Source organism: Oceanobacillus sp. FSL W7-1281, from assembly GCF_037969835.1.
Lineage (GTDB): Bacteria > Bacillota > Bacilli > Bacillales > Amphibacillaceae > Oceanobacillus > Oceanobacillus oncorhynchi.
This window is the reverse complement of sequence record NZ_CP150214.1, coordinates 834,703-853,001: the sequence shown is the minus strand read 5'-3', so window position 1 is coordinate 853,001 and position 18,299 is coordinate 834,703. Positions and strand designations below refer to the sequence as shown.

Annotated in this window: 19 protein-coding genes; 9 read left to right on the top strand and 10 right to left on the bottom strand. The window is 36.2% G+C overall.

The annotated features are described in order from the left end of the window. The first annotated feature begins 5 nt into the window (after positions 1 to 5). From MKX55_RS04230 to MKX55_RS04220, 3 genes are all read left to right on the top strand, one after another. Complete coding sequence (locus tag MKX55_RS04230) at positions 6 to 851, top strand: MurR/RpiR family transcriptional regulator (RefSeq protein WP_339236306.1); 846 nt, start codon at positions 6 to 8, stop codon at positions 849 to 851. 350 nt (positions 852 to 1,201) lie between these two features. Beyond that, positions 1,202 to 2,458, top strand: a complete 1,257-nt coding sequence (locus MKX55_RS04225) for an acyltransferase (protein ID WP_339182668.1) — start codon at positions 1,202 to 1,204, stop codon at positions 2,456 to 2,458. A 5-nt stretch (positions 2,459 to 2,463) separates the two neighbouring features. Beyond that, positions 2,464 to 3,123: a DUF6320 domain-containing protein gene (locus MKX55_RS04220; protein ID WP_339236304.1), complete on the top strand. Its 660-nt coding sequence runs from the start codon at positions 2,464 to 2,466 to the stop codon at positions 3,121 to 3,123. Between the two features lie 69 nt (positions 3,124 to 3,192). Here MKX55_RS04220 and MKX55_RS04215 read toward each other — a convergent pair whose 3' ends face one another. Both MKX55_RS04215 and MKX55_RS04210 read right to left on the bottom strand, forming a co-directional pair. Beyond that, positions 3,193 to 3,624 (bottom strand): hypothetical protein, encoded by a 432-nt coding sequence (locus tag MKX55_RS04215; RefSeq protein WP_339182664.1) that lies wholly within the window; start codon positions 3,622 to 3,624, stop codon positions 3,193 to 3,195. Between the two features lie 167 nt (positions 3,625 to 3,791). Next, on the bottom strand, positions 3,792 to 4,532 hold the full coding sequence (locus MKX55_RS04210; protein ID WP_339182662.1) for an Rpn family recombination-promoting nuclease/putative transposase: 741 nt from the start codon (positions 4,530 to 4,532) through the stop codon (positions 3,792 to 3,794). 193 nt (positions 4,533 to 4,725) lie between these two features. On the opposite strand from MKX55_RS04210, the gene MKX55_RS04205 reads away from it, so the two are divergent. Both MKX55_RS04205 and MKX55_RS04200 read left to right on the top strand, forming a co-directional pair. Beyond that, positions 4,726 to 5,091 carry a YugN family protein gene (locus tag MKX55_RS04205; RefSeq protein WP_339182660.1) on the top strand — a complete coding sequence of 122 codons (366 nt, stop codon included), beginning with the start codon at positions 4,726 to 4,728 and terminating at the stop codon, positions 5,089 to 5,091. Between the two features lie 58 nt (positions 5,092 to 5,149). Further along, positions 5,150 to 5,506 carry a DUF1992 domain-containing protein gene (locus MKX55_RS04200; protein WP_339182659.1) on the top strand — a complete coding sequence of 119 codons (357 nt, stop codon included), beginning with the start codon at positions 5,150 to 5,152 and terminating at the stop codon, positions 5,504 to 5,506. A gap of 89 nt (positions 5,507 to 5,595) precedes the next feature. Here the strand turns inward: MKX55_RS04200 and MKX55_RS04195 are convergent, their stop codons facing one another. The 7 genes from MKX55_RS04195 to MKX55_RS04165 all read right to left on the bottom strand — a co-directional run bounded on the left by MKX55_RS04195 (position 5,596) and on the right by MKX55_RS04165 (position 13,299). Continuing rightward, on the bottom strand, positions 5,596 to 6,618 hold the full coding sequence (locus MKX55_RS04195) for a serine hydrolase domain-containing protein (RefSeq protein WP_339182657.1): 1,023 nt from the start codon (positions 6,616 to 6,618) through the stop codon (positions 5,596 to 5,598). Positions 6,619 to 6,914: 296 nt separating this feature from the next. Then, the gene (locus MKX55_RS04190) at positions 6,915 to 7,766 is read right to left on the bottom strand and encodes a DUF72 domain-containing protein (protein ID WP_339236302.1); all 852 of its coding nucleotides are present in this window, start codon (positions 7,764 to 7,766) and stop codon (positions 6,915 to 6,917) included. Positions 7,767 to 7,787: 21 nt separating this feature from the next. Beyond that, complete coding sequence (locus tag MKX55_RS04185; protein WP_339182654.1) at positions 7,788 to 8,822, bottom strand: AbrB family transcriptional regulator; 1,035 nt, start codon at positions 8,820 to 8,822, stop codon at positions 7,788 to 7,790. Positions 8,823 to 9,022: 200 nt separating this feature from the next. After that, positions 9,023 to 9,511, bottom strand: coding sequence for a PTS glucose transporter subunit IIA (locus tag MKX55_RS04180; RefSeq protein WP_339182652.1), 489 nt, complete (start codon positions 9,509 to 9,511; stop codon positions 9,023 to 9,025). Positions 9,512 to 9,547: 36 nt separating this feature from the next. After that, positions 9,548 to 10,291 carry a Cof-type HAD-IIB family hydrolase gene (locus MKX55_RS04175; RefSeq protein WP_339182650.1) on the bottom strand — a complete coding sequence of 248 codons (744 nt, stop codon included), beginning with the start codon at positions 10,289 to 10,291 and terminating at the stop codon, positions 9,548 to 9,550. A gap of 39 nt (positions 10,292 to 10,330) precedes the next feature. Then, on the bottom strand, positions 10,331 to 11,713 hold the full coding sequence (locus MKX55_RS04170) for an adenylosuccinate lyase family protein (RefSeq protein ID WP_339182648.1): 1,383 nt from the start codon (positions 11,711 to 11,713) through the stop codon (positions 10,331 to 10,333). A 20-nt stretch (positions 11,714 to 11,733) separates the two neighbouring features. Further along, complete coding sequence (locus MKX55_RS04165) at positions 11,734 to 13,299, bottom strand: PTS transporter subunit EIIC (RefSeq protein ID WP_339236300.1); 1,566 nt, start codon at positions 13,297 to 13,299, stop codon at positions 11,734 to 11,736. Positions 13,300 to 13,492: 193 nt separating this feature from the next. Here MKX55_RS04165 and MKX55_RS04160 point away from each other — a divergent pair, with 193 nt between their 5' ends. The 4 genes from MKX55_RS04160 to MKX55_RS04145 all read left to right on the top strand — a co-directional run bounded on the left by MKX55_RS04160 (position 13,493) and on the right by MKX55_RS04145 (position 17,578). Next, the gene (locus tag MKX55_RS04160) at positions 13,493 to 15,040 is read left to right on the top strand and encodes a helix-turn-helix domain-containing protein (RefSeq protein WP_339236298.1); all 1,548 of its coding nucleotides are present in this window, start codon (positions 13,493 to 13,495) and stop codon (positions 15,038 to 15,040) included. Between the two features lie 409 nt (positions 15,041 to 15,449). After that, complete coding sequence (locus MKX55_RS04155) at positions 15,450 to 15,791, top strand: PadR family transcriptional regulator (protein WP_339182642.1); 342 nt, start codon at positions 15,450 to 15,452, stop codon at positions 15,789 to 15,791. Between the two features lies 1 nt (position 15,792). Then, entirely contained in the window at positions 15,793 to 16,689 is an 897-nt protein-coding gene (locus tag MKX55_RS04150) for a permease prefix domain 1-containing protein (protein WP_339236296.1), read from the top strand. Between the two features lie 211 nt (positions 16,690 to 16,900). Further along, the gene (locus MKX55_RS04145; protein WP_339236293.1) at positions 16,901 to 17,578 is read left to right on the top strand and encodes a PepSY domain-containing protein; all 678 of its coding nucleotides are present in this window, start codon (positions 16,901 to 16,903) and stop codon (positions 17,576 to 17,578) included. A gap of 90 nt (positions 17,579 to 17,668) precedes the next feature. On the opposite strand, the gene MKX55_RS04140 is transcribed toward MKX55_RS04145, so the two are convergent. Then, positions 17,669 to 18,280, bottom strand: coding sequence for an ABC-2 transporter permease (locus MKX55_RS04140; protein ID WP_339236291.1), 612 nt, complete (start codon positions 18,278 to 18,280; stop codon positions 17,669 to 17,671). Between the last annotated feature and the right edge of the window lie 19 nt (positions 18,281 to 18,299).

Genomic DNA, 18,299 nt, shown 5'->3' with positions numbered 1-18,299 from the left:
GAACTTTGGACTTAAAAGATAGATTAATAGCTATTCAGAATGATTTGCCTCGCCAGCAGCAAAGCCTGTGTAAATATGTCATAAAGAACATAGATGATGTATCAACAATGACAATTAATGAATTATCGAAAAATAGCCAGGTAGGGACAACAACCATCCTAAGGTTTATTGAAAAAATTGGTTATAAAAAATATCCAGATTTTAAAAAGGACATCATCAAATATGCTTTCAATAATAAGAAAAATACATGGTGGCATTTACAAAAATCATTAGAGGAAATAGACGAATCAGAGAACTCGATGATGAAGGTTGGATATAGCAGTATACAAGATATTGAATCCATGTTAGGAGAGCTTGATTTAAAGCAATATACTCACTTTCTAAACATGCTCTTCCAATCAAAAAATCTGTACTTTCTAGGGATGAGAACGTCGATATCAATTGCTCTTTATTTTGAATTGATGCTTCGGGGCATCAGGGACAATATGACACAATTAAGCGGCAACAATGATTTTTTATACGATGAATCTTTAAAATTTAACCAAGGTGATTTATTGATTGTAATTGCTTTGTCTCCTTATACAAAACAAAGCATTGATTTTGTAAAATATTGCCGTAGCCATAAAGACATCTCTATCGCACTGATTACCGATATCGAAACATGTCCTATCATTCCGGATAGTGATGCACACTTAGTGGTCGGACAGAGTAAAAATCGCTACAGCATTATCCCTGCTATAGCTTTAATCGAATCACTCATCATTGATTCAGGAAAAAAACATCCTGATTCTGTTGCTAAAATTTCAGAATTAAATAAAGTGCATCAAGATAATCATATTACTACAATATAAATGAATGGGTTGCGAAAAGATCTATATAATTTTTTTCGTGTTTAAAACTTAACTCCATTTTTCAAAATTGATATTTTTCATAGTATAAAAAATGAGCGCCATCTGTTAAAGTAAAAAATAAAGCTTATAAACCGTACTTCAAACAGCAGGTATTTTTGTTTTTCTCCCACTGATTAATTAGTTGAGCGGTTCAGGGAGTTAGCGTCCTTTATCTTCTGCCTAAATAATTTTATTTTCTCGCTTTTTTTGAGGCAGAAGTTTTTTGAGCTATTCTCCGTAATAAAAGAATTGATTTTTACTCAAATTAACAATATACAAGTAAAGCAGTACGTAACAGGGGTGTGCGTAAGATGAATGAATGGTACAAACTTGATAATGCAGGAAAAATGTTTCATGCTGTCTCTGAACAGACAAATTCTTCCGTTTTTCGGATGGCTGCGGTAATGAAGGAGCCCGTACAACCTGATAAGCTTCAGCATGCACTCGACGATGTTCTTAAGCGCTTGCCTATGTTTGCTGTAAAGCTAAGCAAAGGCGTGTTTTGGGATTTTCTTGTGGAAAATAAAGAAAAACTTTTTGTACATTACGAAAATCAATATCCGTGCGCTCCTATTGACCCATTGGAAACAAATGGATTTTTAATGCGCGTTACGTATTATAAAAAAAGAATTGCTGTGGAATTTTTTCATTCTGTAACAGATGGCACTGGCGCTTTAGAATTTATTAAAGCACTTGTTTATCAGTATCTCGTTCATCTGGGGAAAGACGTAAGCTATGCAAGTACATTAATCGATATTCACGATGAACCCAGCTATTACGAAAGCGATGACAGCTATCAAAACTATGTCACTGATGAAAAAGCCGAAAAATTTAAAGAAGCACCTTCCTATCAAATTCGCGGCGGAGCAATTGACCAGACAGTAGTCGTCCATGGAAAAATGAGTGCGGAGAAGGTACACCAGCTTGCTAAAGCGCATGGAACGACCATTACTGCGTTTATTTCAGCACTTCTTATTGCAGCTATTTATAAAGAGAGATTGAAATTCCGTGCTTATCAGGAGGAAATAAAAATCGCCATTCCCGTCAATTTAAGAAATCTTTTTCCTTCAAATACACTTCGTAATTTTTTTGGTGTCGTTAATATCGGGATGGCAGTAACGGAGAAAACAACTTTAGAAGAAATCATTACAGAAATATCAAAGCAACTACGGGAAAAAGTACGGAGAGAAAGCTTACAGCAAAGTATTAATGATCGGGTGAAATGGCAGACCAGACTGACAGCAAGGTTCATTCCACTTCCGCTGAAATACCATGCAATACGTTATGGATATAGAAGCTTTAGTGAACGCACCAAAGCAATGACGATGACAAATGTCGGAAAAGTACAGCTACCAGAATCAATGAAATCACATATTTCACATATGGAACTCATTTTATATCCAACCAAGAAAAGTCCCATTAATGGTGCGATGATTGCAGTTGGCGATGAACTTGTAATCACATTTTCCAGAATGATTAAAGAAGCGGATATTATTCGTACCTTTTTCAGAGAACTATCTAAGACATATAACTTGGAGATAGAGGTCTATTCCAATGACAGCAGGTGAAAACAATGCAACATTATTGCAATAATTGCAATACCTATACAAAACAGCAATATTGTCCTCTCTGCAAGAATAAGCTTTCTCAAAAAACAGGAGACAATGAATATTATCCTATTTATGAAACCAAAGTCAAACGACGCCGTTTTGCACAGCGGCTTGTCTTATTTATTGCCATTTTTATTGTCAGTACCAGTATATTAATTAATTTACTGATTAACCCGGATAAATTATGGTTTTTATATGTGTTAAGCCCAGTACTATACAGTCTATTAACCATAAATCATACCATTCTTTCCAGAGCACACACCGGGTCCAAGGTGGTTCTTCAAGTTATTGCACTCTCTGTTATGCTATTTATTTTAGATGCAGCTTCCGGAAGCTCTAAGTGGTCCATTCATTATGTTATTCCGTTTCTTGTTACGCTGGCAACGTTACTTGTAACAATCATTGTGCTGCGGAAACCTATGAAGTGGCGTGAATATATCGGTTATATGACTACGATGGTTATTCTCGGCTTCCTTCCTGTTATTCTGTTCTTAAGTTCGTGGTCCACTGTATTATGGCCAAGTGCTGCAACAGCTCTCTATGCTTTGATGACGCTGATTGGCATGGTACTGTTTTCGGAAAAAACGATGAAAAATGAAATTGTGCGGCGATTTCATTTTTAGCATAAAAGCACATGCAGTCTCTTCATTTATCAGCATGTGCCTTGTTGTTTCATACTAGTTCGTTACCATCTATTTATTCTTATTTCTCAATTCCTGCTGAATAACCTCTAATTGCTGTAGAGTTAAACCCGTCACCTGTAAAATGGCCGTTTGGCTTATCCCCTGTTCTAACATTTTGAGTGCCGTCTGTTTTGCAGATTCCTTTAGTGCGGACTCTGCTTCAAGCCTTTTTCGTTCCGCTTCTTTTCTTTTGATTTCCGCCTTTTCCTTCTGCTTTTCTGCCTCTTCCTTCTGTTTTTCTGCTTCATCTTTCTCCATTTTCATTTCTTCTCTCTGTTCTTTCATTTCTGCCATTTCCTGTTCCAACAACTCTCTATCACGCTTCTTGGATTGCTCATCTAAAATTTGCTTCAAACGGACTTCATATTCCCGACGTTCTTCTTCTGTACGGCTTAAATCTTCCCAGACCCGCATCGCAACATTTAACGTTTTATCCACCATCGCAATCTCCTCCAGTTCTTGATAGATATCATTATATAAAGTGAAACTTTGTTCAGTGGGGTTCTTTACACCCCACTGAACATTTAGTTGAACCAATCGGGCCGTTACTGGCTGTTAGATCTCCCACTTAAAATTTTCATGACTTTTCTATTTTTAATGTGGGAGTCTTACAGCCAGTTACACTGCGAGAAGTGATTCTTCCGTCGGTCTACTGTTCCTAACAGCAGCAGCCAGCGCGTTAAGACATCTTCCCATGGATCCAGCTGGTTATTCTTCCAGGCAGTAATTAATTTAGGAATCTCCACAAAATGAAATTCAATCATATCGGTTAATGGATATTTCTGCTTCATCTCATACAGACGAAAGATATTATGAAAGGCGTCCGTTTCATCCAGCAGGTTAAAATGCATGATATTAATACTAATGACAGGGTACAATTCTTTATAGCTTTGCCCTTCTTTCAGCTGCTCTGAAAAAAGTCTCGACCAATAATACAGCGATCTTTTAATCATATTATACTCATTATTGATTTGAATTTCTATGTTGACCCATTCTTTATTCTCCGTCCTGATTAAGAGATCTAATCTGGATTTCTTATCTTCTTCATACTCGCCGCCAATTTCGATATTTTGAAAGTAAAGCTGCTGAATTGGACTTCTTCCTGATTTGGCTAAAATGGCATTGAGAAAGACGACAGTGATATCCTTATTCTTTTCGTTTCCAAATAGTTGTTTAAAAGCATAGTCTACTTTTAAATCCATTAATTGGAGATCCGGTATTCGATGCAGTGCTTTGTTGGTGCGCTCTTTTCTTCTTTGATATTTGTTGTATGACTTGGATTCTTCCTGTACATGCAAAGGGATTATTTCGGATGAGGAGTATACTTTTCGGAGACATATTTGGGGCATAAAAACACATCCTTTTATTTTGATAAGGTGAGTTTCTAAGGTGACTATCTAAACCCAGTATACCGAACAAACATTCTCTAATCAAGTCATTATTTATTTAATTTCCACAGATGGTATGGTCTCTTATTAACGTATGTTTCGCTTTTCAAAAGGCAAAACTAATCATAACAGAATGGAAAAGGAGAAACTAAAAATGATCGCATTACATACCAATTTGCCGGGTAAGCAAGGGGTTTTCCTAAAATTAAAGCTGCATTTAAAAGAGCTTGGATTTACGATAGTAGAAAATAGTAACTACCACGGATATTTTAATGGGCTTCTTTCCAGTCAGGCAGAGAGAAAACTATATTTATATCTCCCCTACCAGATGCTGCAAGAAGAACATAACCAGCCATCTGTTCAAATTGAATTTGGAAATCCTCAAATTATCCATCACGCCGACAATCGACATTTCGATTCATCTCAAGCCTATCTTCATAAATCAGATTTATATGATTGGAAACTTAAGGGAGAACAAGCTGTGCAGCAGATTATCAATCATATCGATAACAATCTTTAGTTGAACTTTCCCCCTTCATCCAGCATACTTAAAGATAGATTGCATAAGGAGGAGCGTTATGTATCACTTTGTGGAAGAGCAAATTAAAAAGGCAGCGGATGATGGAGAATTCAATAATTTGCCGGGCAAAGGAGAGCGTCTAGATTTGCGGGATGAATTTGCAGGATTGCCCGAAGAAGTAAAACAATCTTTCCGAATTTTAAAACGGGCAGGCTATCTTTCTGAAGAGCAGGAAAATCAGAAGCAGTATATATCGCATCACGACTTAATGAAAATTGCAACAGACGATAAAATGCAGACGGATTATACAGAGAAACAGGCTGCATTTCAAACTTTAACCAAAGAACGGAAACTTGATAAAAGCCGTATTTTTCATAGATATGCGAAAAAGATCAGAAATAAACTGTTTCGTTAAGAAAGGGACTAACCGTTATGGTTAATCCCTTTCTTTTCACGTTATCACGGAGAACCGTCCGTAAAACTCCCACTGAGTGAAGTTTCGTTTTATAAGATGCGCTCCATCTCTTTCAAAAGCTCGTAAGCTCCCTCAGATTCGTTTGAACAAACAATTATCGTCTTCTCCTCATACGGATAATGAACTGACCGGAAATTAACTCCCGGATCATAGCCCATTTGAATATGCTTTATAATGTTTTTATTGTCGTCTAATTCCATATAACCGGCGTATCCGTAGAAGATGTTTTCTTCTGCATCTACACATTCATGCGGCTGACATACTTGCTTTGTCATTTCTTCAGATAACAGCTGAAAGCTCTTCAAAGCCTTCCAGAACTTAGCCATATCAGCTACAGTAACATATGCACCTCCATCCGGGCCGCCCTTAGCTGGAAGGGAATATATATTTGCTCTCCATTTCCCATTCGGTTCTTCCACATAACCTAATGCTGTCCGTTCCGGCAAATCATCCATTTCAAAATATCCTGAATCGCTCATGTCTGCCGCTTTAAAAATATGTTCCTCTACAAAGGAAGAAAAACTGCAGTCGGTAACCTGTTCTACAATCAATCCTAATAAAATATAGCCTGAATTATTATATTGAAAGGAATCACCTGGATGTTTCTGCGTCTTTTTATGTTGAAAAAGCGTGAGAAAATCTTTTGGCGATCTGACTTTATACATTGGCAAGGACACCCACAGCTGCTCATAATCATCCATCTCTTCCTCATCAAAATAATCCGGCACACCCGAAGTATGCGTCAGTAAATGATGAATGGTAATGTTCTTATCAAAATAAGGAAACTCCTCCATCACACAATCATGCAGCTTTGTCTCAAAAGTTATTTTCCCCATTTCCACCAGCTTGGCTACAGCAACTGCAGTAAACAATTTGCATCCCGAGGCAATACCAAATCGTGTATCTGTCTGATTCTTTAGTTTCTCGGCTCGATTTCTATAGCCACTGCTTCCTGTAATGACTTCATCCTGCTTTTTAGCATAGAACGCTCCTGAAAAATGATATTTCTTTTGCGCTTCCATCAGTTTGTTCCGCTTATTTTCTATATTCATTTTTTGCCCCTCCTGAAATCCTTTTTTTCATTATGATTTTAAAAGGGAATCACTAAGATGTTCATACCATATAACGCATCATATGATTTTCCTCCGTTCGTCTTAAGGTTAAGGTTATTATATACTTACTTTCTGAAAATTTAAAGAGCACACTGCTTCTGTTAACTTAACCAGAATCATTTCTTTCTTGTTAATCCTTGTTTCGTAATAAAGCACAGTATGTTGCAGCTCAAAAAATAACCAAATCTATGATGGTTGAAACCTCATAAACTTGGTTATCTCTTTCATACATATAATTAAAACAGCCCTAACTGCTGCGAAGCCAATCCATCAAATTCAATTCCTAACATCTGCTGCAGCTGCTTCGCGTTTCCAGCAGCATGTCTTCCTGAATTGTTGTTAAACAATACTATAACCTCTTCGCATTGCTTTTCTAACCTTTTTACCTCTTCAGCTATCGTTGTTAATTCCTGCTCGTTATATTCATATAAATAACGGACCTTCCGCCAATTCGCATTTCCCGAGTAATTCCAGCCGTGGACGTTTCTTCCGTGCAGCCGGATAATGACTTTATCTTTTACTGTCACAACAGGCACAAAAGGAACCGACTTTTCACCAGCCTGCGGTTCATCCGCAACAGTATGAATCCAGCCTTCTTGTTTCATAAATTGCAAGGTTTGCTGCTGAAATCTTTCCTCATACCAGGATTGCTGCCTGAACTCCAAAGCAACAGGAATATCCTCCATTTCCTTTTTACAATAACGTAAATATTGCACATGCTCTTGTGTACAATCAAACCACGGCGGAAATTGAAACAGCACGGCTCCCAGTTTTCCTGCTTTTTGAAGCGGTACAATCGACTCCCTGAATGCTTGGAACATTTCTGCCTTCGTTTCAAAAGGGTTTACTTTCCCCTCCCGATCATGCCCGGTCATTCCTTGATAGGCTTTCACGATAAATTGAAAATTCTCCGGCGTCTCCCCCGCCCATTTTTCCATATTACGAATCGGCTGTACTGCATAGAAGGAGGAGTCTAATTCTACCACCGGGAAATGACTGCTGTATTCTTGTAATTTTTCATGTGCTTTTGTATCATCTGCATAAATAGAATCGTGGTCTCCCCATCCTGTTAGACCAATTTGAATCATTTTGAACACCTCACTCTTACACTATCCCCTGACTTTCCTTTGATCCCGTCCGACCATATATTTCACAAATGGGATGATAATAATGGATAAAAAGACAATCCGGAATAATTGGAAAGAAGTCACCACCGTCACTTCTGCTTGAATGGAAGCAGCGATAATCCCCATTTGATCCACACCGCCTGGAACAACACTTAAAAAGCTTGTAGCAAAATCCATAAAACGATGTGCCATCCATTCACTAATTAAAAACGCCACGCTGAGTAAAATCACACAAGACCCGATAGCATATGGAATATGCGATTTCATTTTCTTCAATTTATCACGTTCTAATAGTAAGCCTACATAGATTCCAATAAAAAGCTGAGCGATATGTAATAGATTTTCTGGCATTAGAGGCACCTGAATAGACAATAAATTGCATACCATAATAAAGAAAACAGGTCCTAATAAATAAGCGGTAGGTACTTTGATCAATTTAAAAGCCATTCCTGCTATGTAGCATACAATTAATAAACCGAATAAGGCCAGTGAATAGCTTTCTGCCGTATTATCGGATGCCATACCTCCATTATTACTCGATACAATAAACGGAACCAACGTAATAATCGCCAGCAGCCGGATGACTTGATAAAATGTCACCACAGTTATATTCAAGGTTTTTTGCTCTTCCGCAAAGACGACTACCTGCTGTAATCCCCCTGGAGCACAACAAGCCATTGCTGTCCCGATATCCAGCTTTGCCCATTTTGAAACCACAAAGCTGACACCGATAAATAAAATTAAAAAAATAATGTTAATGATAATCATCATCGGAAAATAGTTTACCATATCCTGCAGCGCATCTAATGTAAACGCATACCCAATCGTATATCCGGCAATAACCAGTCCGATATTACGAAACGTTGAATCCCATACGATTTTCCAGGATGATTTTAAATGAAACACTAATGTCACTATCATTGGACCGAGCAGCCAGGGCAGCGGCAGACCAAAGACCGAAAAGACAAGCGCTCCTAAGAGACCTATTGCAAACGTCCTCAGGAATAAATATATCATACAATTCCCTTCCTTCTTTCCCTATTATAACGTTTTCTTTCAAATACGAAAATCTATTATTTCGAATTTGGAAGTAAAATTAAAAAGAAATATAAAAAAGTAACATCTTTCCACTTAAAAGCGAAAAGCTGTTACTTTTTTATACTGTTTGCTCTTACCTTTTTTCAATCTCAACAAAATCAGGTTATTCGTAAGCCTATTTATTTAATAGCAATAACTACGTCCTCACTTGCCCGAACTCGCTTCACATTTTGTTTATCTAACGTTTCGATATCACTCATGTTTGTAATAAGCATTGGTGTAATAGTACTTGAAGCCTTCTCACTTACCACTGACAAATCTACATCAACAAGGACATCTCCTTTTTTCACTTTATCTCCTTCTTTAACATAAATGGTAAAACCTTCTCCATCCAATGCCACTGTTTCTAAACCAATATGGATTAAAATTTCTGCTCCATTGCCAGCTTTAACTCCTACTGCATGCTTCGTTGGGAATACTTGTACAATATCTCCATCAACTGGTGATACCACTTTGCCATTAGATGGTTTAATAGCAATTCCATCGCCCATCATTTTTTCAGAAAATACCGGATCAGGTACTTCTTCTAAAGGAATTATTTCTCCATCAACAGGAGCAAATAATTCTACTTCGTTATTTACTTTCTTTTTAAAAAGCTTTCCAAACATAATCTCCCCACCTAAGTTTATATTGATTTTATTTCTTTAAAACAATTTATTATCATGTAAAATATATTTATTCAACGCAAATGCTACACCGTCGTTGTTATGATCTTTTGTTACAAAGTCTGCTATTTCTTTAACACATTGTTGAGCATTTCCCATCGCAATACCCAGCTTAGCTTTTTTAATAAGTTTGACATCATTGAGTGCATCTCCTATTGCCATTACTTCATTCATCTCAATTCCAATTTGTTTACAAACAAATTCAATACCAGCTGCTTTATTTATACCTAAAGGATTTAACTCAAGATTAGTTGGCAGTGTATTTGAGACCTCGTATAGATTCGTTTCTATTAAATATTTGCGGAGACTATCGGCTTCTTTCTCTGTGTCCAGCCGAATTCCAAACTTTAACCAGTTTTTATCCATATAATTGACTGGAAACTGATTTTTAAAGAGTTCTTTCGTAGTTAACGCCCAATATCTTAATTTTTTTGTTTCACAAAATTGAGTAAGCCTTAATAAATGATTGGCAGAAAGAAAGTACTGGGAAATCACTTCCTTTTCCGCGTTTAATATTTGTCCCCCATTTGCTGTAACAAAAAAATTATTCAGTTTTAATTCATCCGCGTATGGTTCTACATGGCTAAAAGGCCTGCCTGTACTTAAAACAATTCTAATTCCCTGGTCTATACAAGCTTTAATAGCGTCTTTATTTGCACTGGATATTTGTTTATTTGTATCTAAAAGTGTTCCATCCATATCAACAGCAACAAGTTTAATCATACTAAATACACTCCTAAAAAAGGACCATCCGATTCTTCATCAAGCATCCTGTTCTGGTAAATCTTTTTTTATTTTTTCAGAGATACGGAATGCTCTTTTAGCTTGTTCTTCAGCAATAATATGTCCTGCACCTACATACCTTTCCGGAAGCAGCATACCGTTGATTTCATCCTTAGAAAACATTTGATTTACATCCTTATCTTCTAATAAAGTATCTACAAATGAACTTCCCTCGGTCTGCACTTGTATCGCTTTGTTGTAAACAATCGCATGTGCTTTATCTTTTCCCAGCTTCTTTGCCAGTTCCATCATAATAAATTCACTATTATCTAATCCTTTATTCAGAGAAGCATTTTCCTTCATTTTATTTACATGAACAGAAATTCCTTTCGTCAATTCCTCTGTCCGCAAAACCACTTCTGTAATTAATTCTATTGCTTCTTCCAGCGCAGCATCAAATACCATATACTGACTGCTATCTGCTTCATATGGTCTTGCAGCGGCATTTAAACAAAGCTGCGGAAGCGTATAGAGTTTTTGAGCGTTAGCGATAATCCCTTTTGACAGCTTGGGATTAATTTTATGCGGCATCGTACTGGAACCAATTGTTCCACTTTGAAAACTTTCGGAAACTTCACCAATTTCTTCAATGGATGTAGAATATACTTCTTCAGCAATTTTATGAAAACCATTTGCTAATAAAGCAAGTGCATGAATATATTCCGTTTTATGACTCGTTATATTTCTTGACGGTACCGGCATGGCATTCATATTTAACAGTTTAGCCACTTCTGATTGCAGTGTTATCCCTTTTTCTCCAAAGGTATTAAATGAACCGACAGCTCCACCCATCATTACTTGAAACGTCCGTTTGGCCGCTTCGGATAATCTCTCTATCGAATCAATCGTCTCACTAATCCACACAGAAACTTTGTATCCGTACGTAATAGGAATGGCATGTCTTCCATGTGTACGTCCAGACATTACTGTATTTTGATGTTTTTCTGCCAATTCTCCTAAGTGGGATAAAATATCAGCAAGTACAGTCATTACACGATCATGTATTTTTGATGTAACTAAAAGCTGTGCTGTTTGTTGAATATTTTGCGTTGTAACCCCATAATGCACGTACTTCCCGCTTTCTTCGTGACATGCTTTAATGAAAACTTTTAAAAAGGGTACAAAGCCATGTCCAACACTTTCTTTTAACCTTTCCATCTCTTCTAAATCTATATTTTCTATTCTAGCTGCTTCATTTATATTTTTTGCTGCTTTTTTAGGTATGATGCCTAATTCTCCCTGAGCAGTTGCTAAAGCAGCTTCAACATCCAGCCATGATTGATACTTTTGATTAGAATCTAATAATTCTCTAATTCCATAATCATACATTGTTTTTGTTTTAGAATCATATAATGCTCTCATACTTCCTGCTCCCTTATGCTTTATTTTGAATATAACTTTTCATCAACTGCATTTCTGACAAATTCCACATGTGGTCCAAATACGACATGAATATGATTTTTTTGAGCCATAAAGGAGCCGGAGGAACCAGAATCTTTTAATCTTTCCATGTCAACTTTTTCATCGTCATATAAGTCTACTCTTAATCGAGTAACACAGTTGTCTACATTTTTAATATTTTCTTTTCCGCCAAGTCCTTCAATAACAATTCCCGCAATTTCAGGGTATCGTTTTTCTTTTAATAGACTCACATTTTTAATTTCTGCTTCACGTCCAGGTGTTTTTAAATTCCATTTTGTAATCGCAAACCGGAAAACAAAATAGAATACGATAAAGTTCACGATACCTAGAAGAACAAGCTGATACCAATTCGTATCTTCGTATAATAATCCAAAGATACCAAAGTCAAATATAGTTCCCCGAATATAGCCAATCGATATATCCAAAAAATTTAATGGTAACGCCATAATACCACTTAATATGATATAAACGACAAACAACAAAGGAGCAATGAATAAGAACGAGAACTCAAGCGGTTCCGTTACATTCCCTAAGAATGCTGTTAATACAACTGTCAGAATAGTTCCTTTAGCTATTGTTTTATTAGATGCAAAAGAAGTGTGATACATTGCTAAACCAATGGCCGGAATTCTAAACAATGTAATCAGCATCTGACCAGAAGCCAGATACTTTACTAAATCAGGCATTAAGCGATCCCATGCTTCATGCGATGGACCTAAATCAAATAAAATCTTATTTGTAGCATTTAAAATACCAATATAATTTTGACCGTCAATCAGGTAAACGCCTCCTGCTTCTGAAAAACGAACAACAGAAGCAAGTACATGATGGAGACCAAAAGGAATCAAAGCACGATGAGCAAACCAATAAGCACCGACTCCAAAATGTTGGTTCATAAATATAAATGAAATACTTAATAAAAATTGAGTAAATAATCCCCAGATAACAGGGATAATCAATCCGACTGGAATCATCACCAAAAATGTAATGATTGGAACAGATTTTTTTCCGCCAAAGAAAGCAAATGCCAGCGGTAACTCTAATTTATAGAAGCGGTCCGCAATTTTGGCAGCTATTAAACCAGCTATTATCCCTCCAAAAGCATCAATTCGCAATGTTTGAATTCCTAATACAACACCTTGTCCTACTTGCGACATCGTTTCAGGGTCTTCAGCTAGTGTGCCTGTCACTGTCAGATATACATTCATTACAACAAGCATAGTTAAATAACCTAATACAGAAGCAAATACAGCAATTCCTTTTTCATTCTTGGACATCCCGTATGCGACACCCATAGCAAAGAGAAGTGGAATATTTCCAAAAATGATTGCTGTAATATCCTGCAAGCTATTAATAGCTGTTTGAATCACAGTATTATCCAAGAAAGGCAATCTCTCAATCATATAATCCTGTCCTAAAGCTCCACAAATTCCCATAAGCATCCCAACAGGAGCCATTACACCAATTGGTAACAACAAAGATCTTCCAAACTTTTGAATTGTATCTTTAACGTTATTTAATTTCATTCCTTCTCTTCCTTCCTTATTTCTTAAACTAAGTGTAGAATTATATTAGGGTCATAACAAGGAAGTTTTTTAATAGAAATCCATTCAAAATATTACCCCTCATTTTTAATTGGAAGACCTTTAACCTATGCTTTCAAAAGCAGAAAAAACAAAAATGCTATTTGACCGATACTTCAGGAGGAGGAAAGGAACTATGGACTCACTTGATTTAAAATTACTTAATCACCTTCAAGAGCATGGTGAGATTGATTTATCAAATACAAAAGCTTTCAATCGAAGCGAGGGAAGTATTTACAGGAGAATTGATTTAATCAATGCATATTTATCCAAGCATCAGCAGCTTGTCCCTAAAAACCACAAGATTCAAAGTAAGATGACGTATAAAGAATATATCCAAATCGTTCAAAGCATTCCTTTTTATGAATATGTTCCATCACAAAAAGAGCGATTATCTTTTATTATTGTGCAGTCCCTTTTAAAAGAAGTTGTCAATACCTCCAGATTATATCAGCATTTGGGATTAAGTATGAGCACCAAGAAAAAAGATAACCGTCATTTGACAAATCAACTAAAACAAGCAGGACTTTCCAAAGAGATTATTCGTAAAAAAGGGATTCGTATTACTGGTCAAGAAACCCTTATTCGTATAGAAGGTACAAAAATTTTAATCAAACTCTTTGAGCTGGATGAGAATAATACATTATATCTTCGACAAGCTAATAATCCAATGGAAGTATTAATTTCAGAATACTTTATAACTGAAACACATTTTATTCACAACCAAGTTAAAAATATGATTGAAAGTATAATCCATCAACTGAATATAGAATTATCTTACCCTTCTAAAAAGTTTATTTTTTTATATGTAATGATTGCACTTTATAGAAATCATCTAGGTTACTATGAAAATAAAAAAGTTCATACAACCTTTACCTTCTCATCACCATTTAAATTTGTTGAACATTCAACAGAGAATCAGATTATTAATCATATATTATTCTCTCTGGATACGATGAACAGGGAAAATAACGTATCTATTCAAATCCAATGGCTGGAAGATAAAATGATACAATTTATTTCTGGCATTCAATCAAATATTATTACAGATATATATTCGCACCATGAATTATTCCAAGAAATATACCAGTTCATTTTCAAATGTATACTGCGTTCCGATTATCACTTTGATTTTTATGATAATAAGCTGGACCAAACTGCAGAGAAATTCCCAAATCTATATCGTTTAATTGAACAAAATTCGTTTATTTCCAATGAACTTCAATTATCTTCAGATCAGATTGCAACACTAACGCTTATTTTCCGAAAACATATTAATGAAAATAAGATCTTGGGAAGGAACACAAAAAGAATCATCGTTGTTACGAATTCTTCCATAGAAAAAGCTGATTTCTTTGGAGCTTCGTTAAATCATTTTCTGGATATTAAAATTGTTAAAGCATTGCATATTAACGAGTTACATGAGTTAGCCAAACTTGATTATGACTATATTCTTACTTTTTCCAACCGTATTGCTACACTTATTGAGGAGCAAGGCTATACATGTCTAAAAGTAAAATTCTATATGAATGATGACGATATCAATAAGCTGTTGGACATCGGTTTTTCCAGCAGTTCGCGCAGAAAAATACTAGCTGATGATATTGTATCTGTTTTGGAAAAGAAAACAGCTGAGGAAATGAAAGAATACTTGATTAAAAACTATCCTTCTCACTTTCTGTAAGTGCGTGTTCAAAAAGGACGATAAAAAGTTTCAAGAAGTTTAAGGCGACAGAGATTTTTACGAACGGACTTCTCGCGTGTTGTGGTGACTTCTGCTAAGACCGCCCATAGGACGAGGGCAGTCTTAGCAGAAGTTCCTTTTCTCGCCGTGGCATTTTTGTTGGTCTTTTTGAACATCCTCTATAAGAGAAACCTTCATCGCTTATAGAAAAAGATTTGTTGATTTAATCGTAAACAGAAATCAAGACTGGGTGAAATTCCAGTCTTTTTTTCGATTACTTTCTTTATTGACATACTATGACTGTCATAGTAATATACTTGTATAGAAAATTACTTCGACTGTCATAGTACTATATCTAATATATATTGGAATATGAAGATAATTCGTTGTAAGGCAAGGAGGGATTTTGTTGGAAGGAAGAATTTCAGCAGATTTATTACGCGGACATACAGATACGATTGTATTGGGCATTATAATGGAAAACGATGCCTACGGGTACCAAATTTATAAAACCATCATGGATCGGACAGATGGTTTATATCAATTAAAAGAAGCCACCCTTTATTCCAGTTATAAACGATTGGAAAAGGATGGATGCATTGTCGCCTATTGGGGAGATGAAAGTCAAGGCGGCCGTCGAAAGTATTATCGGATTACCGACAAAGGACGTACTCAATATAAACAAAATATTGCCGATTGGGAATTTACCCAGCGTATCTTAAATCGATTATTAAAGAAGGAGGATAATTAACATGATGATAAAAAAATATGTGGATGATTTATTTCAAGGCTATGGACCCACACCAGAGCTTGAAGATTTTAAAGAAGAAATTGTAATGAATTTAAAAGACCGCGTGCAGGATTTAGAAAAGGAAGGAAAGTCATCTGACGAAGCATTTGCAGAGGCCGTTGCAGAATTAGGTGATATTACTGCCATTGCTGATGATTTGAGCAGAGAAAAACGAAAAGAGATTATTGGAAAAATGTATATTGATACGAAACCAAAGCTGTCTGCAGGCTATGCGATTGGATATATACTTTCTGTTGGAGTGCTATTGTTTGGCATCATTACAGCCATGATTACTTATTTTTCAACAGAAAATCATTTATTCATTGCTATTTCCTCCTTTCTGCCATTTGTTGTACCTGCTGGTGCTGCCCTAACTTATTTAGGATTAACAACAGAAACAGCAGCAAAATATCCGATGAATTGGAAACGGGCACTTATTTACGCCCTTGCTGTTGGTGTCATCTTATTTGGAATCTCCATCTCCAGTTCACAATACTTTATGGAAAACAGCGACCCTGCAGCTACCCTTGGTGTATTAATTCCTTTTGTATTACCTGGCATATTGATTATCGCCTTTTTAGTTCTTACCGAGAAGAAGCGGTTCAAGCCATGGTTAATGCAAGAGCATGAACGCTATCACGAAGCTTACGCAGGATATTACAGGGATACAGAAGAAATAACGAAGCGCGGAATGCTGTCAGGAGCGTTATGGATTGGGATGCTGGGAGTCTTTCTGATTATCTGGATTCTGACCAATATCTTTTACGCCCTTCCTGTTTTCTTATTCGCCATTGTTGGAGAGCTTTTAATTGAGTACCGTATGATATCCAAGCATAAACGCAATTCAGCAGCAAAATAATATGTATGCTTCCATCTGCTTTTCACACCCATCTCTTAAAAGAAATGGGTGTTTTGCTATGCATAAAACCTTTGTTTTCGTACAAATTAATATAAAGACATACTCAAAAGAGAAATACCTATTTTTTTTATTTTTGGTTTGATTCTTTTTTAAATGGGTATTATTAGTTTAAATAACGCTCTCAAAGAGAGCTTGGAAAGGATGAACAACCATGAAAAAAATCTTACTTCTTTGCCTGACACTGCTTCTTTCCATTACTTTAGCAGCTTGCGGGACAAGCGATGACAGCAATACAGATAATAACGCAGCAAACGATTCAGATACAAACGAAAATGCAAACGAAAATGCAAACGATAATAATGAGGATGCAAATACAGAAGATGAAAACACGGATGATGCCAACACCAATGGCAATAATAATGACGCAGCAGAAAATGATGCTGTCGATCTTACTAACGCATCCTTAAGTGTAGAAGATGCCATCAGCGCTTTTCATGAAAAATTCCCGGATACAAGTGTTTCTTCTATTCAATTAGATGAAGAAAGAGGAGAACTAGTCTATGATATTGACGGTTTCGATGATTCCACCGAATACTCTGCTGAAATCGACCAATCCGGTAAAATCATAGCTGAGGAACAAGAACAGCAGGATGCAGATGATCGCTACGAGGAATTAATGCTGGATGATTATATCACCGCTGAAGAAGCACTGTCTACAGCCTCAGAAGCTTCTGAAACAGAGGGCATTACTGCAAGAGCCTGGTCATTAGAATTTGAAAATGGCAGCCCGGTATATGAAATAAATTTTGAAGATATGGGGTCTCAGGAAGTAGATGTTTATATTGATGCGGAGTCTGGAGAACAGCTGCATGTGGAAGTAGATGATTAATGGTTTTAGAAAGCAGGCTAAGCCTTAAGCTTGAGCCTGCTTTTTTTATATTTCTCCTTACCCCTTCAATCTGTATTTTAAATACATTCGTTAAAATACTTTTCGCTCGTAAATAAATTGGCTGACTAACCAAGATATAATATACAAACTAAGAGCGATCATTGCACCACTAAGATAAAGTGTTAATGTCGATAAGCTTGCAAAAAAATGAATGATTACTGTTAGATTTTCAGTTACAAAGGGCACAATAGAGGATAAGGCAAATGAAAATACGAGAAATCCAATCATAATTGCTGTCCCTATGTAACCAGGCTTTAGTATATAAAATAACGGAAAAGTGAAAGCAGCAAAAATTAAGAACAATCCAGCACCAATCGCCATATCCCCTATTGTATAACTATAATTAAAGAAATATAGAATGACGCCAGCGACTCCAATTGATAAAATCATAAATAGCACTGCTCCAGCATATTTCGCAGCCACAATCTCTTTTCTTGTGTACGGAAGCGAGTTCCATAATACATTTATCTTTGTCTTTTCTTCATTTATATACGCATTGAGCGGCAAAAAAATACTCGCCACCAAAAAAATAAAAAATGGACTGAGCTGCCTGGCAAAGATGGCATAGAAAACAATTATAGTAACAGATATAAGCAGATCCCGTTTCTGTATAATTAAATCCTTTTTGATCAAGTTAAGCATATTCATGTCTTCCTTCTTT

Excerpts from the sequence above, each read along its gene's own strand:
- MKX55_RS04225 (WP_339182668.1), top strand. The coding sequence starts at position 1,202 with ATGAATGAATGGTACAAACTTGATAATGCAGGAAAAATGTTTCATGCT.
- MKX55_RS04220 (WP_339236304.1), top strand. The coding sequence starts at position 2,464 with ATGCAACATTATTGCAATAATTGCAATACCTATACAAAACAGCAATAT.
- MKX55_RS04215 (WP_339182664.1), bottom strand. The coding sequence starts at position 3,624 with ATGGTGGATAAAACGTTAAATGTTGCGATGCGGGTCTGGGAAGATTTA.
- MKX55_RS04210 (WP_339182662.1), bottom strand. The coding sequence starts at position 4,532 with ATGCCCCAAATATGTCTCCGAAAAGTATACTCCTCATCCGAAATAATC.
- MKX55_RS04205 (WP_339182660.1), top strand. The coding sequence starts at position 4,726 with ATGATCGCATTACATACCAATTTGCCGGGTAAGCAAGGGGTTTTCCTA.
- MKX55_RS04200 (WP_339182659.1), top strand. The coding sequence starts at position 5,150 with ATGTATCACTTTGTGGAAGAGCAAATTAAAAAGGCAGCGGATGATGGA.
- MKX55_RS04195 (WP_339182657.1), bottom strand. The coding sequence starts at position 6,618 with ATGAATATAGAAAATAAGCGGAACAAACTGATGGAAGCGCAAAAGAAA.
- MKX55_RS04190 (WP_339236302.1), bottom strand. The coding sequence starts at position 7,766 with ATGATTCAAATTGGTCTAACAGGATGGGGAGACCACGATTCTATTTAT.
- MKX55_RS04185 (WP_339182654.1), bottom strand. The coding sequence starts at position 8,822 with ATGATATATTTATTCCTGAGGACGTTTGCAATAGGTCTCTTAGGAGCG.
- MKX55_RS04180 (WP_339182652.1), bottom strand. The coding sequence starts at position 9,511 with ATGTTTGGAAAGCTTTTTAAAAAGAAAGTAAATAACGAAGTAGAATTA.
- MKX55_RS04175 (WP_339182650.1), bottom strand. The coding sequence starts at position 10,291 with ATGATTAAACTTGTTGCTGTTGATATGGATGGAACACTTTTAGATACA.
- MKX55_RS04170 (WP_339182648.1), bottom strand. The coding sequence starts at position 11,713 with ATGAGAGCATTATATGATTCTAAAACAAAAACAATGTATGATTATGGA.
- MKX55_RS04165 (WP_339236300.1), bottom strand. The coding sequence starts at position 13,299 with ATGAAATTAAATAACGTTAAAGATACAATTCAAAAGTTTGGAAGATCT.
- MKX55_RS04160 (WP_339236298.1), top strand. The coding sequence starts at position 13,493 with ATGGACTCACTTGATTTAAAATTACTTAATCACCTTCAAGAGCATGGT.
- MKX55_RS04150 (WP_339236296.1), top strand. The coding sequence starts at position 15,793 with ATGATGATAAAAAAATATGTGGATGATTTATTTCAAGGCTATGGACCC.
- MKX55_RS04145 (WP_339236293.1), top strand. The coding sequence starts at position 16,901 with ATGAAAAAAATCTTACTTCTTTGCCTGACACTGCTTCTTTCCATTACT.
- MKX55_RS04140 (WP_339236291.1), bottom strand. The coding sequence starts at position 18,280 with ATGCTTAACTTGATCAAAAAGGATTTAATTATACAGAAACGGGATCTG.